Genomic DNA, 15901 nt, shown 5'->3' with positions numbered 1-15901 from the left:
TATTTTAATTAAAGTGTGCTATGGAAAATTCAAAACTCAAAGCCTTTATTCCTTTATTTTACCTTGCTTGGTCAGACGATCTTTTAACTCAAAAAGAGTTTGTTACTTTGCAAGAGTTCATACGCTCACAACAATGGATTTCCAGAAAAGAGCAGGAATATCTACTTTCAAAAGTAACGGTTTCAGCACCTCCTTCAAGAATAGAACTTGCGGAGTGGAAATTTGAAATAGATACTGCTATTGATCAGAATCCTTTGCTGAAATCTATATTTGATGTTTCAATGGTACTTGCAGAAAAAAATTCTGTTATCAAAGATCTTGCGACTGATTTTATGAAACTGGAAAACGATTTGGGAATTTTAGGTGAAGAAGCCGTTTCAAATTTAAAAAAAACGGCAAAAACCGTTACTTCAAATTATCATACGAGCAACACATTCGACATAGAAAAACTAACTCAGATTCTGGATGGCAAACAGGCTGCTATTATTAAAAAAGTAAAAACGGTCATCAGTCGACCGGATTTTGCCTATGAAACTTCGACTGATATAGCGGTTTATCGTGAAAAAGTGTACGATTGGTGCACAATTCTTGCAAAAGAAAATCTGGGAAATATGGCGTATCCTAAAAAATACGGCGGCGGTGAAAATAGTGCCGATTATTTTGCTATAATGGAAACATTAAGCTACCATGATTTAAGCCTGGTTATTAAATTTGGAGTGCAATTCGGGCTTTGGGGAATGAGCATACAATCACTAGGTACCGAAAAACATTACAGCAAATACTTAAAAGATATTGGTTCGCTAAAGTTGCCCGGCTGTTTTGCCATGACCGAAACCAATCACGGTTCAAATGTAAAAGGATTAGAAACAACTGCTACTTATAACCACGACAACCAAACGTTTATCATTCATACACCACATGAAAAGGCGCAGAAAGAATACATTGGCAATGCGGCAGTACACGGTCAAATGGCTACGGTATTTGCTAAATTGATTATTGATGAAATGGATTACGGCGTAAATGCCTTTATTGTTCCAATACGGGATACTAATAGTACAATCCTGAAAGGCATTACTATTAGTGATTGCGGACATAAAATGGGACTTAATGGCGTTGATAACGGTACCATTCGTTTTGAAAATGTCGTTATTCCAAAAGAAAACATGTTGGATCGATTTGCTTCGGTAAATGATGAAGGAAAATTTGAAAGTCCAATTCCAAGTGACAATCGCCGTTTTTTTACGATGTTAGGCACTTTAGTTGGCGGCCGAATTGGGATTCCGAGATCTGCTTTGGCGGCAGCCAAATCCGGATTAACAATAGCAATACAATATAGCGACTCACGCAGGCAATTTGGACCCGAAGGCGGTTCAGAAGTTCCAATCTTAAATTACAGAATACACCAACGCAGGCTACTGCCTTTGCTGGCAAAAACGTATGCCATTCATTTTGCGTTGCAATACGTGACAAATAGATACCTAGAACGAACAGAAACTGAAATGCCAGAAATTGAAGCCTTGGCTGCCGGAATGAAAGCGTATTCAACCTGGAGTACTACTGCTGTTTTGCAGGAATGCCGTGAAGCCTGCGGTGGCAAAGGATACCTATCAGAAAACAGGATCGATGCCTTGAAAAATGATACCGAAATCTACACAACCTTTGAAGGGGATAATACGGTATTAATGCAATTAGTTGCTAAAAACAGGTTGTCGGAATTCCGCAAGACATTTGGAGAAATGGATGCTATGGGTATAATAAATTACGTTTTTGAGACTGCTAAAACTGCTATTGCTAAAAAAAATCCTATTATAACCCGAAAAACAGATGAGGATCATTTATTAGAGGATGCCTTTCATCTGGATGCCTTTCAATATAGGGAAAAAACGATATTGGCATCGGCAGCAAAACGATTAAAAAAACTGATTGATGGCGGACTTGAACCTTATGATGCCTTTAATGTGGTGCAGCACCACATGATTGATGTGGCTCAGGCATATCTGGAGCGAATTGTTCTGGAGCAGTTTCAAAAAGCAGTACAAGCTATTGAAGATCAGAAAAACAAGGAAATAGTGACAAAATTATGCCGGTTGTATGCGCTTTCACAAATGGAGAAAAATAAAGGCTGGTATCTTGAAGATGGCTACATGGAGGGGATAAAAACAAAAGCCATACGCAAGATGGTCAATCAGCTTTGCTGGGAAATAAGGCCGGATGCTGTCTCATTAGTAAAAGCATTTGACATTCCGGATAGTTGTCTTGCAGCACCAATTGCATTCTAAGGATTCAAACTCTTAAAAGTAATTTTCTTTAAACTTAAAAAACTCCATTATTTTGTGAACAATTTGTATAATCTATCCCAATAAAAGGATTTCACTACTATCAATAGCAGCAATTTCATCCTCATTTAATGGAAACAAACTAGTGGCTTTTTTCTTTTTCTTGTCTAAAGTCAATCGATAATACTGGTTGTTTGTTACAAAGTCAATTTTATGGGTGTTTTCTAAACTCAAATTAGCTTGATTAAACATACAATTCAAATCAATTAGTATTTCGCACCATCCCAAATAATCGTTTTCGGTGAAATGATCTTTCTCTTTATATCGCTTTGATTTTTTTAGTATTTGGTAATAATGCCCAAAAGTAATATGTACATAAAAATCAATATCTAGTTCAAAATCGATCTTGTCAAATGTTATTATTTCGTTTTTCAAAGCCATATGCTGAAAATTTAGATAAATCATTTTTGAGAACAAAGCTGTTTCAAAAGCATCATTTTCTATATCCGTTTTATCTTTTTTGAGTTCTTTTACGGTTCTTTTATATTCTCTTTTAATTGCATTATCATATCGTTTTGGGCTTAAACTTTGTATTTCATTCATAATAGTTTTGTTAATTTTTAAATTATTCCAAATGGTATCCACTTTCGTTTTATTGTGAGAATAAGCATAAGCCGAAATATATTAATTTTTAAATTTGTCAATATCATAAAACAGCTTTTATACTTGTTAGCGTCTATACTTCTTCCGTTTCACAGGTTTTTTTTTCTGTAAGAATAACTAAATCATTCCTATTATTTTCATTTAGTTCATTTACATAGGTTATTGATTCAGACACCACACCTTTTTCCATTTTCCCAAACTCGTCTGCTGGATACAGCCATTTATTTTTCGTAGCCATTTCGGGTTTAATTTCTATAGCTGTGTCAGTAATAATTTGGTTTTGATTTTCAGGATTCACTTCTTTAACTATTTCAGGATTTATTTGCTCCCTATTTAATCTACGCCTTTTGTGGTGACAATAGAATAATGTCAATATAATTACACCACATATTAAATAAATAGTATTCATAATTTTTCTTTTACATTTTCAATTCTCTCCAAATATCCCCCGCTTTTCTCTCCATATTAGCTTGATAATAGGCAATGTCCAATTTTTTTGGCATCAATAGTGACTTGTTTGTTCAAAGTCAATAATAGAGTAACCCTGTTTTTTAAAACATAATTATTCTAAAAGAACAAACCCAGCCCAATAATAAGGAGAATACTTCGCTTTCATTTTGGCCTGTGCTGTTTGAAACGCCTCATGAATCGTTTTACCGGCAAAACATTCCATGTAAAAAACATCAAATAGTTCGGCAGTTTGTACATCCGGAACTTTCCACAAACTCATAATGATATTTTTGACACCAGCCATTTTAAAAGCACGCTGTAAACCAAAAACACCTTCGCTACCATTGATTTCTCCCAAACCCGTTTCACAGGCGCTCATTACTACCAATTGACAGGCACTTAAATCCAGGTTGGATATTTCACTAGCAGTCAAAATACCATCATCAGTAGTTAGATTTTCAGTGGGTTTACCCCAATAGGTATTTGCCCCTGCAAATAGCAATCCAGAGCGCATCATTGGATCGTCAGCCGTTTTGAAAATTTTAGACTTACTGTCTGACAATAAATCCTCTTTCGGGAGTTCCTGTTTGGGGTCAGGAAAGAAAAAACCGTGAGTGGCTAGATGCAAAACAAAAGGCGTTATTCTTCCGTCTAATAATTTAATGCTTTCTTCGGTGGCTTTTTTGTCATCGATTATCGTAGATGAAAAATTATTTTTTAGGGCTAAAGCATTGATTTTATTGACTTCTACCTTGCTTCCAGCTAAATATCCATATTCTTTAACAGCAGAACTTCTTGTAGTTAATGCAGTAAATTCCAAATTATTTGTTGCTAAAGTATCAGATGTAACTTTGTTTGTAGCCTCGCTTTTATCATAATCGATGTTACCATACAAAACGAGTTCCAAATTAGTTTTCGGGTCTAAATGAGCCACTTTATAATTTACTATTTCTGCGGTTGAACCCAAAATGTGAACTTTGTATTTTTCTCCCAATGTTTGTGTTTCTGAAACGGGCAAAGCCGAAAAATCAATTTGGTTACCCAAACCCGATGGCGATAAATAAATGGTAGTGACATTTTCCAGTTCTTTAGCCATAGGCTTCAAAAACAAATCACTAATGGCTTTATCCGAATATTGTTTGTCTATCCTGTAATTATCCTTTTCATTCTTACTCTTTGTCAGCAAGAACTCCAATTGTTTTTGCTCAAATAACGGAATGTATTTCGGTGCTTTAAATCCTTTTTTAACCACAAAGGCAGCATAAACAATACTATCTGTCCATTTTTTGTTGTAATAGTTGTAAGCCACTAAATCAATGGCAATTTCATTGGGTTTTAAATTTTCTTGCATTTGTTTCCAGTTGATAGAAAGTGATTTTTTGGCATCAGCAAAAACAGTAGATTGACGCACTAATTCTTTTTCGAGTGTTTCAGTGGTTGTAATTAATTGCTCATAACTGGTTGGGCGTTTATCAATGGTCAATTCTTCAAGCTTGGTAAGGTATCTTTTATTTTCAATAAACTGCTGGTATTTTTCCTGAAGAGTTGCATCACCACTTTTTTCAATACTGGTTTTTATACGCTGCTGATTGCGCAAAGACAGGTTTTTGACTAACAATTCGTTTTCATAGCAACCAATGCTGATGTTTTCGTATTGCCTCGGATTACGCTGTAAGAAAGAAAGCGGAAGTATTCTGTCTTTAAAAAATTTAATTCTAAAATCCATTAATTCATTTATAGTCTTATAACTGGTAGCCTGAATTATTTGATTTTTAAATGGTAAAAAAGAATATTTAAAATAAAAGGCTGCTTTTTCTTTGTTTTCCGGAGTTGTCATCTGATAAAATTGCGCTAAATTTTCAACAGATAAGGCATAATCAGGATGTTTTTCTCCTAATATTTTTTTTCTAATGGCAAATGATTCTAAATATAAAGGCTCCGCTTTTTTTAAATCGCCCTGTTCTTCATACAACACAGCTAAATTATCAAGAGAGGAAGCGTAGTCGGGATGGATGCCAAATACTTTTTTTCTAATGGATAATGATTCTAAATATAAAGACTCCGCTTTTTGGTAATCTTCCTGCGCTCTATATAATAAAGCTAAATTATTAAGGGTCGAGGCATATTGAGGATGGTTTTCACCTAATGCTTTTTTTGAAATTTCTAATGAACGTAAATACAAAGTTTTAGCTTTGCTGAACTCTCCTTTAATTCTATATAATTCAGCTAAGTTATTTAAAGAAGCCCCATAGTCTGGATGGTTTTCTCCCAAAACCTTTTTCCTAACAGCTAGTGATTCAAAATATAAAGGCTCTGCCTTTTGGTAATTTCTCATTTCTATATATAATAGCGCTAAATTATTTAAAGAAGCTCCATAATTAGGGTAATTTTCCCCGAAAACAGTTTTTATTATTTTGGATGACTGTAAATACAAAGTTTCTGCTTTGCTGTATTGTCCATTAAGACGATATGTTTCAGCCAAATTATTAAGAGATGTGGCATAGTCGGGATGGTTTTCTCCTAATACTTTTTTTGTGATGAATAGTGTTTGCAAAAGCAGAGTTTCTGCTTTTTTATATTCACCTATATCAACATATATTGAAGCCAAATTATGAAGAGATGTTGCATAATCGGGATGGTTTTCTCCTAATACTTTTTTTCTAATAATTAATGATTCTAAATTTAAAGACTTCGCTTTTTGGTAATCTCCCTGAGCTCTATATAATAAAGCTAAATTATAAAGGGACAAGGCATATTGAGGATGATTTTCTCCTAATACTTTTTTATAAATTTCTAAAGATTGTAAATATAGAGTTTCGGCTTTGCTATATTCGACTTTTAAACGAAATATCTCAGCCAAATTATTAAGAGATGTTGCATAGTCAGGGTTGCTTTCCCCTAAAACTGTTTTTACTATTTTTGATATTTGCAAATATAAACCTTCAGCTTCTTGATATTTTCCTTGCTTAACGTAAATAGGTGCTAAAGTATTCAATAAAAATGCATATGAGATATCGCTTTTATCACTAAACTGTTTTAACTTTTCTCCATATTTGATTGCCTTTTCTATATTACCATTGTTAATATAGATATTTAAGCTATCTGATTGAATTTGTGAAAATAAGTTATTACACAAAATTATGAGTAGTAATAAAAAGATATATTTTGGTTTAATGTGATTCATAATTTTTTGTAAACCCAAAGAAATTTAATATTTTGATATAAAATCAATTGTAAAAGTTATGACTCTAAATTGTATTAGGATTACCCTAAAATTTTAAAAATCGTTGCGAATAGTTTCACGAGAAATTATGTTAAGGTTTCCATTAGTCAAATTTTGAATAACGTCTGCCTCGTTATATTTACTTTTTAATGTTTCTATTACTGTACTAATTTCAAATGTTTTATTTACAATGATATATTTTACATCATTTAAATCAAAAGCAAGTTTGTATTTAGTATCTTTTATATGTGGCTTTTCAAGGTTTGACACTTCGGTATATTTGGGATTTATTTGACCGTCTTCTTCACAATTAATAAACTTATCGAAGTCATTATTTTCAATATTTGGCACATATCTCCATTCTCTTTCGTTATAACTATTTGTTGTTTTGGTAATAATCTTTTGGCATTCAATATCACTAAATTGCACTTTAAATTCAACCTCATTTTTCCATGGTTTGGTAAATTGTTTTATTCTAATATTGAATTGATTTAATTTCACAACACTTATCTCAAAAAAGGATTTAGAGAAATCATGTTGGTCATCTTTTGGATTTAAAATATTATCCGCAAATTCCTTAAAATACAATTGCATAAAAACTTCCAACATTTCTTTATCTATACTTTTTGATAACTCAAGAAAATCTGAGTTTTCGTGAACATACATGACTGGCGATAGTTTATTTTTCAGTGCCCATTCCATCGTAAACCCTATTCCATAGTTTCCATAATACATATAATTTTCAACATCTCTTATGGGTATATTGCAAAAGCTAACCATAGGTATTAGCAGGTCATTATCGTCAAAATTTTCTTTACAATATGCTGGATAATATCCACCCAAATTAATATTGTCAATAATATGGTTCAATTCGCTACAATATCTTATGATATGATTTATTTCCTTACTAGGAAATAAATCATTTTTAACTGAAAAGGTTAATGTTGCCATATATTTTTTGCTGATTTTTTTAATTATTTTCTTCCTCTAATTCCTCTACCCATTCGTTCAACTTTTGTTGCAACAATTCTTTTTTGGGCAGGTATAAACTGTATTCAGTGGCGTAAATATTGGCGTTTTTGGGTAAAGTTAGTTCTACTAAGTTGTTGTTTTTCTTTTTGCAAAGCAAAATACCAATGGTGGGTTTCTCAAACTCTTGTCTCTCATAACGATCATAATAATTAACATACATTTGCATTTGCCCAAGGTCTTGGTGGGTTAATTTCTCGATTTTTAGGTCAATCAAAACATAGCATTGCAATAATCGGTTATAGAAAACTAAGTCCACAAAAAAATGTTCATTGTCAAACGTAAATCGTTTTTGGCGAGCTTCAAACAGGAATCCTTTACCCAATTCCAACAGAAATTCCTGCAGTTTGAATATAATTCCTTGTTCTAAATCGGTTTCTGAATAGGATATTTTTTCGCCTAAACCCAAGAAATCTAATGTCAATGGGTTTTTGAGGATGTCTTGCGGTTTTTCGACCGTGTGTCCTTGCTGTGCCAGTTTCAAAACAGCATCTTTGTCTCGGCTCAAAGCCAATCGCTCGTATAGACTGGAGTGGTATTGTCTTTTTAATTGTGGTTCTGACCAATTGGTTTGTGCTGATTCTATTTCATAAAAATGACGTTCTTGTGGGTTTTCTATACGCATCAATACCAAATAATGCGACCAGCCTAATTGAAAAGCGGAGGATTTGCCAGAAGGCTTCTGTTGTTTTTTAACTAATTGTGGATTAAAACTTTGTAATTCGCTAGAAGGCTTCTGGCGAATTGAATCTGCCCGATCTTGATAGACTAAAAAGAACTGTCGCATATTTCTTAAATTTTGCTCTGAAAATCCTTTTCCAAAACGTTCTTTTAATCGAAATGACAATTCTTTCAAAACTTTTTTGCCATATGCTGCTCGAAGTTCGCCTTGCTGTTCTTCTTCTACAATCATCTTGCCTATTTCAAAATAGGTGTGAACCATTGTAAGATTTACGATACTTGCCACTTGCTTTCGGGCTTGTTCTAAAAGTGCTGCAACTTTACTGTAAAGTGGGTTTTCTAAATCGTTCATAATTTTACATTTTCAATTCATTCCAAATGGTTTCCGCTTTCTTTTCATTGTCAGCATGATGATACCCAATAGCCAAAATCCGTTGTGCATCAATACTTTTTTGTTTGTCAAAAGACAATTCTTTAATCTTCCCAATAGCAGCTTCGGGATTGTCTAACAAATCAAATACGCAAGCCAAGTTAATGTAAGCTACTGTATAATTCGTGTCTAAACTAATGGCTTTTTCAAAGTCTTTTTGAGCACTTTTTAATAAGGCAATCATTTGTTCTTGATCTTCATCATTACTACCTCGAGTGCCGTCCTTGTTTAATCGGCTGGTATTGTCTATTTCCAACGGATACAAAAAACGTTTGGGATAGTCAAACTCTTCTTTGGCTAAAACTTTAAAATTTAATGCTTGTAGTGTTTTTATTATGCCAATATTATTATAGTTTTCTCTGGATGGAAAATCTCTATTGACCTCCTCGAACAATTTCAAAGCTTTGTCATATTCCTTATTTTCTTTAGCTTTCAAGGCTTCTTTGAAAACGACATATAATTTTTGGGATTTTGCCAAGGCATTTTGGGCAATTGCTTTTCGCTCTGCTTTTGTTGGATAACCAATATTTATCTCTTTTAGTTGATAAAATTGATAAATGGCATCCAGTAATTTGGGTTGTATTTCAAACGGATGGTAACCAGCAATGGCAGCATAAAATAAACCTTTGTCATCGGCTTGGGTTTCATAAATTATTTTTTGATTTTTGTTTATCAGTTTTAAACCACTCGAAAAAGGCACACTTTTATTTCGAATGGCATAAGCAAAATCAGAACAAAAATCGTGTTCGTAATAATAATGAGCCAACTCGTGACTGAGGACAATCGACAAGGCATTGAGGCTGTCTTTTCCAAAAGTTTGGCAAAGTTTATAAAACTGTAAATCCAATTTGATTGTTTTGTTTGTATAAAAAGCCGGTGTTTCTGGCTTTGTATTGGCTTTCATAAATTGTAATTCCGGAGCCGATTTTGCACTGCCATAAGCTGTAACCAATTGATTGAAAACGGCTTTAATTTGGACTTCGGCATTATGCTGTGCCAGTGTAGAGAAAGAACAGACAAGCATAAACACCAAAAGAAAAGCCAAGTTTTTCTTTTGCCATGATAGATAATATAATGGGTTATTCATTTTCAAAACTTATTTTTTCTAGGGTTTCTATTGTCGTTGCATCCGATACCTTTTCCAAAGGCAAGATGACTTTCGATATTTTTAAATGATAAAAAACACTTCCTTTCTTAAGGAAATAGATTTGATCTTCAGTTAACAACACGGAATACCCGGATTTGTCATTTTTCATAAACAGGGTCAATTCTTTCCCGTCAAACACATATTTATCCTTTTGTGTTTTTAAAGAAGCTAACTCGGCTTTATATTGACTTAAAATTTTAGAATCAATAGTTTTACTGGTGTCAATGAATTTTTCCAATGATGCAATACGTTTGGAGGCGTCTTTATAATTAATAGTGATTTGTTGCTTTTTAGCACCCGAAAAACCTATTGATTCCAATTCTAGAACGGTTGTTTTTTCCGAAACGGTTTCAATTGCTGCCAGAACAATTGCTTTATTTTGTGGTTTTGTGGTTTCCTTTTTGTCATCGGTAGTAACCACAGTGTTTTCTGTAGGTTGAGAAAATCTATTGGCATCCGTTTGAGAATATTTAAAAAACAAAGCACCGGCAGTGATAGTTATACAAGCAGCGGCAGCGTATTTTATCCAAGACAATGAAATAGCTTTGCTTGCAACTGCTCTTTTTGTTTCTTCTCCAGAAGTTACCATAGGAATTACAGGAACGGATTCTTGTTCCTCTAATTCCCTGTCCCATACTTTCATTTTTTCTTTCAAATCTTCACGACCTTTTTTTTTGGTGGCGTTGGCAAGATCGGCATCCGAAAGTTCAAAAGTCAAACGTTCGTAGCTTTTGGATAAATCTGCTTTTATGCGCTTCCGCTCGACACTTTTGATGGCTTGTTGCATTGTTTGCAAAAAACGAACATCTTTAAAAAAAGCTTTATTATTCGTTTTTAACAAATAATCGATTGCATCGGAAGTTTGGTTTAAGACATAACTTTCGGCCAGTTCTTTTAAGAATTGAGAGTATATATTGGGTAGTTTGTCAATTATTTTTTCGGGATTGCCTAATTCTAAACTATAAATGATGGCATACAGCGGTTTGGCATCTTCCTCGAAATGCAATAAATCAGTGGCGAACTTTTCCCAAAAAGCAGCATCAACTTTCTCTTCAGAAAAGTTAGGATCTTTTTCCAGTTTTGGAAGGACTATATTTTGTACTATGTCAATCGCTATTTTCATTGTTGATTATTCATTTCGTTAAAGGCTACTTTCTCTAATCGCTTTTGGCACTTTGATTTTTGTACTCTAGTATTTACATCGTTCGTATAGCCAAATATAGCTGTCAATTCTGTCATCGATTTTTTATGATACCAAAACAAAGTAAGCAGTTCATAACAATGACCTCCAGCCGACTTCATTATTTCTAAAGCCTTTTCGATAGCTGTAAACTGTGATTCTTTTGGGTTTTCTATGTCATCCAAAGTGTCTGTAATGCTGGTATTATAACTCATTGGACTATCATCGTCTTTACTAAAATTATCATCATAGGAAGCATCCTTCTTGTTTGCATTTATCTTATTCAATAATTGATAATAACAAACAGAATTCAAATAGATTTGTAAAGAAGCTGTTAATTCAAAATTGCCTTTTATGATTTTTTCATATAAAACCAAAATAGCATCGTGAAAAACATCATCCAACTCATAATCATTCATAGAACTATTGGACTTTTTTCGCATAAAAGAAATGCTATATTGCTTGCATCTTTTGTAAACTTCTCCCAGATAATCTTGGTTTTGTTGAATAAGAATTACGAGTTCTTTATCCGTCAAATGTCCAAACTTCGTTGTAGTAATCTTTGACATCTATGTAAATTTTGTAGGTCGTGTTAAAAACGTTACAAAATAAGAATTAAATTTTAGATTAGGGCTCAATTACAGAAAGAATAACCACAATAAAAGAGCAAGAACCAAATATCAATCTCTTCAATTATTTCAAGAGATTGATGTTGTATAAAAACTTACTGCTTAATAATAACAGAACCCGGAACTGAAGTCCATTCAATACTAGTATTAGATAATTTCCTAAAAGAATAAATTATAGATTGACCCGCAAAATATTTTATTTCGGCAGTGTAATTTGTAGCTGTGATAGTTTCTATAACCGTAACTGCATTACCATGTTGCCTATATTGATTTACGAATTCTTGTTGACATTGTTTAAAACTTTGAGCAATCATACAAAAATCATTTGCAGCGAATTTAAATGAAACTCCCGAAGTGCCATTTGAGCCTTCTTGATTCCAGGTTCCTTGGATCCAAACTGGAGGATGAAAATCGGAGTTTGAGGAAGTGGTATTGTCGTCTGAATTGGAACAAGATAACATCAAGAATAGGCTGAATAAAAAGAGTAGTTTTTTCATATTGATTAGTAATAAAAGGAAAATTAATTATTGATATTATTTTTACTTGAGTAGTTTTTGATATAATATTATCCGCAAAAAGAACTTGATTTAATAGTGTCTTTTGGACTATAAATTGGCATTGAATTACTAGATGTTGTAACGTATGCAGAAGAACTTGTTCCATAGGGAGTATATCCAGTACCACGTTGAGTTTCTCCCTTTTTTAAATAGGGATTTGTGTTTTGAGTGTTACTGATAAGTGTACAAATGTGTTTTTCTGGTGGTGCTGTTCGATAATGCCCTTGAACATAAGTCCCATTGCTTTTGTAATACCCTTTGACATAAATATCTTGAGCAAAAGTGAATGTTGTTGTAAATAAAAACAAGATAAGGATAAATACTTTTTTCATAATAATTGGTTTTAGTTTTTTTAGTAAAGCATCAACCTCCTGACTTCATTTACAAGAGATTGACAAAAATGGAGTGTTTTTCGAATTGATTAATTGCTGACGTAAGTTTTGTTTCCGTTGCTGTTGATATAATATTGCCCTCCTCTAGGACCAGTATAAATAGTGTTGCTTGAACTATAACTTGGAGTGGAATAGGTGGTTGTAGGAGCTGTATATGTGGGAGTATAAGTACTTCTATAAACAGGTACTGAATAAGTGCTGGTGTTGCTATAAGTTGGCGCACTGTAATTGCTAGAAGTGGTTCTTGTTGTGGTGTACCCATCTCTGGGTTGAGTTCCTGCTTTCCCCGTATAAGGATTTGTATTTCCTACAGTACTATAATTGTCATTACGGGTGTAATTCGGTGCGGTTCTTTGATGAGGCTGAACATAAGTGCCATTACTTCTGTAATAACCTCTGACAGAAACTTGGGCAAAAGAGACTACTGAAAAGAATAGAAATGCGATAAGGAATAAGAAATTTTTCATAATGGGTAAATTTTAAATGTTAAGAATTTGGTTTTGTAAAATTGGTTTTGAATTAGTTGATTACTTTTTTAGCCCAACTTTTTTGTTCTGCATCATAGATTAATCCATAGGATCCGGCAACGATGTCTTTTTTATTTTTGCCGTATTTAAGATTGGTTGGTACTTGCAATGGAATTCTTAGATTTCCTGTTGCTGAATAAAATTGAGTGCCAACTGGGTAATTTTTGACTGCTTTCTGTAGATTTGTCATAATAAGTAAATTTTAAATGGTGAATGATTATTTGTTTTATACTTATTAATACAGAAACAGTAAAAAGGTAACCTCGTATTTTTAATATTTTTTAAAATAAATTTTAAAACAATGATTGTCAATCATTTAAAACGAATTAATTTTATTAAATAGTAGTTCTAATTTCTTTGGTAATAGTAAAAAAGACCATCATTGCTGATGGCCTTTTCAAAAAAAAACAAAATAATCTAAAACAAGTTTCAGAAATTTATTGTTTGGGCAAACGTATTAGCGTAATTGTTCTAATAAGTTAGAACCCATATCCGTTTTTGAACCATTCAATATAAATTGGGAAGTTATAACTCCAGATTGTGTCAACCATTTTTTCCAGAAATAAGTAATTTTCTCTGTTTGCAAAATATCGCTGGCTTTTTTTCCGGACAATCCGGCTATAATCCAGTTCGTATTTTTCTCTAATTTTATCGGTAACAAACCATATTCTTTTAATTCTGAAATTTGTTTCCAATCTGTTGCCGTCAATTCATTTAGAAAACGAGTGCTGGTGTATTGTTTTTTATTCTGGATAACATGTGTTTGACTCTCAAAATCAAAATAACCGTCCGTAAGTACCAAAACAGTATTATCATATCCATTTTTGCTTAATTCAAGTCCATTATCGTGTAAATAAGCCCAAATATCTACCCCAAAATAAGCATTGGAAACTTTTCCGAATAAGGCTTCTTTTTTAAGCGCTTTAAGGATTTTAGGTAAAGATTGTGACAAAGTCAATAACGATTTATTTTTGTTTTTCACATCGGTTTCATCAAGATATAGTTGCAGCATATCTTCATAATGCTCTACATTCAAGGGACTATTTTTTTGAGGAATGATTTTTACGGAAAAGCGATTTTTTGAAGTGAGAACTAAATTGCGTCTTGAGTTTTCTTCGAAAATTTTAAAATATTTATCGATCAGATAAAAGTCTTTATCCAGTTGTTCCGGTAAGAGAATGCGATCACTCAAATCTATAATGACAGTGTAGTTTGATGGTTTTGGTTTTTCTTTGGTTTTTTCTTCTTTACAGGATGTTAATAAAAATGAAGTCATTAGTGATAGACTTAGGGTATATAGGAAGTTTTTCATGATTGTATTTTTTAAAACGTTAGAAATAATTAATTAAGAATAGCGATCTCTGGATTAAATTGTGATTGCATAAAGTCATTGAAAGTCTCCTCACATCTTACTTTTTCTACACTCAAATCGCTGGTTCCATTCAAGAATTGACGCCACCCCATATAAAAACTGGTTAGGTTTTGGGACAATGCATCAGGATTAAGCATACGGTTTTCTAAATCTTGTTTCAATTGCTCCAATTGCGAAAAGAGGTTTTTTATTTGCGTTTCCAGTTCAATAATTTTGGTTTCCAACACTTGCAATTCCACTCGCAAGGCTGCAATTTCTTCTTTCAATCCTTTAATTATTAAAGCAGCTCTTACATCTCCTGTTTTCTTATTCTTTTCTTTGAGCATCATTTCAAACATATAACCCCAAACCAAATAGGCACAAAATCCAAAAAGCAACACCATATAAAAGTTGATACTGGAATAAAAATGCCAATCGCCATCTGCAACACCGGCCATCACCTTCAATTCATGAATCCCTAAATCTATTTTGTAAGCCATCAGCGAATCAGCTATGAAAGCACCAAAAATGGTAAGTCCCACAAGTAGGTTTTTATTTTTACCTTCAATATGATGGGGAATTAGACCAATTGCAAAAAAAAGAAAAGCACCTAAATAAACGATAATCAATGCTGGTGAAGCAGTAAAAATGCCGTTCACATCAAAAATACTATCTAGATACAAGGCAATGTCGTCGCCAGCTGTTTTGATTATGGTTCCTGCATTTCTGAAGAAAGAAGCATATATTGCTGAGGCATAGAAAAATAATAGATAAAAAGACAATAAAAACGTTAAACCGGCATACATACAATACCTTTCAGCTTGATAACCGGTTTGGACTTTATTGTCTGCCAAGTCAATTCTAGTTTGTTGAATTTCTTCATTCAACTCCTTAATTTTTTTCTCCACAGAAGGCTTAATAACTTCAACAGCTTTTCTTTTTTCTCCGGCTAATTTTTCTTTTTCATCTTCTTTAGCAGTGATTTTATTTTTAACCTGTTGTTTCAAGAGAAGCTGTTCGTTTTCATTATAGGTTTCGTCTACAAGGTGACCATCTTTAATCCATTTCAGATGGGTCTTCAAGGAAAGATAATCCCCGCGATTCAACCCTGCTTTTTCAAAAGCATATTCTCTAAAGCTTTTTACATGTTCTACTTTTTGTGTGGCAACAGCATCTATTTGAGCTTGAAGATTGTCGTTTGCAGTTTCAACTGCTGGTTCCATTTGATTGTTTGTAAGTTCCATACTATTTGTTTTTTCTTATTAATACGGAAAAGACAAAAAGGTAACTGGACATGCTAACTTAGCCATCACATTAAGTTAAGAAATAATCTTAATTTTAGCCTATGAAACAAGTCCGCAAAATT

General features: G+C 33.1%; 15 protein-coding genes. 1 reads left to right on the top strand and 14 read right to left on the bottom strand.

Going from position 1 to position 15901, the window contains the following annotated elements:
- Positions 1-20: 20 nt before the first annotated feature.
- The gene (locus EKM03_RS07800) at positions 21-2279 is read left to right on the top strand and encodes an acyl-CoA dehydrogenase (RefSeq protein WP_126740137.1); all 2259 of its coding nucleotides are present in this window, start codon (positions 21-23) and stop codon (positions 2277-2279) included.
- Between the two features lie 72 nt (positions 2280-2351).
- Here the strand turns inward: EKM03_RS07800 and EKM03_RS07795 are convergent, their stop codons facing one another.
- The 14 genes from EKM03_RS07795 to EKM03_RS07730 all read right to left on the bottom strand — a co-directional run bounded on the left by EKM03_RS07795 (position 2352) and on the right by EKM03_RS07730 (position 15779).
- Positions 2352-2879: a hypothetical protein gene (locus EKM03_RS07795; RefSeq protein ID WP_126740136.1), complete on the bottom strand. Its 528-nt coding sequence runs from the start codon at positions 2877-2879 to the stop codon at positions 2352-2354.
- 133 nt (positions 2880-3012) lie between these two features.
- A complete protein-coding gene (locus tag EKM03_RS07790; protein ID WP_126740135.1) occupies positions 3013-3348 on the bottom strand; it encodes a hypothetical protein in 336 nt (111 codons plus the stop codon).
- A 153-nt stretch (positions 3349-3501) separates the two neighbouring features.
- The gene (locus tag EKM03_RS07785) at positions 3502-6573 is read right to left on the bottom strand and encodes a CHAT domain-containing protein (protein ID WP_126740134.1); all 3072 of its coding nucleotides are present in this window, start codon (positions 6571-6573) and stop codon (positions 3502-3504) included.
- Between the two features lie 93 nt (positions 6574-6666).
- The gene (locus tag EKM03_RS07780) at positions 6667-7563 is read right to left on the bottom strand and encodes an abortive infection system antitoxin AbiGi family protein (RefSeq protein WP_126740133.1); all 897 of its coding nucleotides are present in this window, start codon (positions 7561-7563) and stop codon (positions 6667-6669) included.
- A gap of 19 nt (positions 7564-7582) precedes the next feature.
- Positions 7583-8674, bottom strand: a complete 1092-nt coding sequence (locus EKM03_RS07775; RefSeq protein ID WP_126740132.1) for a YhcG family protein — start codon at positions 8672-8674, stop codon at positions 7583-7585.
- A 4-nt stretch (positions 8675-8678) separates the two neighbouring features.
- A complete protein-coding gene (locus EKM03_RS07770) occupies positions 8679-9839 on the bottom strand; it encodes a hypothetical protein (RefSeq protein WP_126740131.1) in 1161 nt (386 codons plus the stop codon).
- Positions 9832-11022: a hypothetical protein gene (locus tag EKM03_RS07765; RefSeq protein WP_126740130.1), complete on the bottom strand. Its 1191-nt coding sequence runs from the start codon at positions 11020-11022 to the stop codon at positions 9832-9834. Before EKM03_RS07765 ends, EKM03_RS07770 begins: the two co-directional genes overlap by 8 nt.
- Positions 11019-11648 carry an RNA polymerase sigma factor gene (locus tag EKM03_RS07760; RefSeq protein ID WP_126740129.1) on the bottom strand — a complete coding sequence of 210 codons (630 nt, stop codon included), beginning with the start codon at positions 11646-11648 and terminating at the stop codon, positions 11019-11021. Before EKM03_RS07760 ends, EKM03_RS07765 begins: the two co-directional genes overlap by 4 nt.
- A gap of 155 nt (positions 11649-11803) precedes the next feature.
- Positions 11804-12205: a hypothetical protein gene (locus EKM03_RS07755; RefSeq protein ID WP_126740128.1), complete on the bottom strand. Its 402-nt coding sequence runs from the start codon at positions 12203-12205 to the stop codon at positions 11804-11806.
- Between the two features lie 68 nt (positions 12206-12273).
- A complete protein-coding gene (locus EKM03_RS07750) occupies positions 12274-12597 on the bottom strand; it encodes a hypothetical protein (RefSeq protein ID WP_126740127.1) in 324 nt (107 codons plus the stop codon).
- Between the two features lie 89 nt (positions 12598-12686).
- The gene (locus tag EKM03_RS15095) at positions 12687-13124 is read right to left on the bottom strand and encodes a hypothetical protein (RefSeq protein WP_199741558.1); all 438 of its coding nucleotides are present in this window, start codon (positions 13122-13124) and stop codon (positions 12687-12689) included.
- A gap of 52 nt (positions 13125-13176) precedes the next feature.
- Positions 13177-13374, bottom strand: coding sequence for a hypothetical protein (locus EKM03_RS07740; RefSeq protein ID WP_126740126.1), 198 nt, complete (start codon positions 13372-13374; stop codon positions 13177-13179).
- 267 nt (positions 13375-13641) lie between these two features.
- Positions 13642-14496 carry a hypothetical protein gene (locus EKM03_RS07735; protein ID WP_126740125.1) on the bottom strand — a complete coding sequence of 285 codons (855 nt, stop codon included), beginning with the start codon at positions 14494-14496 and terminating at the stop codon, positions 13642-13644.
- Between the two features lie 29 nt (positions 14497-14525).
- Entirely contained in the window at positions 14526-15779 is a 1254-nt protein-coding gene (locus EKM03_RS07730; protein ID WP_233584075.1) for a hypothetical protein, read from the bottom strand.
- Positions 15780-15901 lie beyond the last annotated feature (122 nt).

Source organism: Flavobacterium sp. GSP6, from assembly GCF_003984855.1.
Taxonomy (GTDB): Bacteria; Bacteroidota; Bacteroidia; order Flavobacteriales; family Flavobacteriaceae; genus Flavobacterium.
The sequence above is the reverse complement of the archived record's forward strand: the minus strand, read 5'-3'. Positions and strand labels throughout refer to the sequence as shown.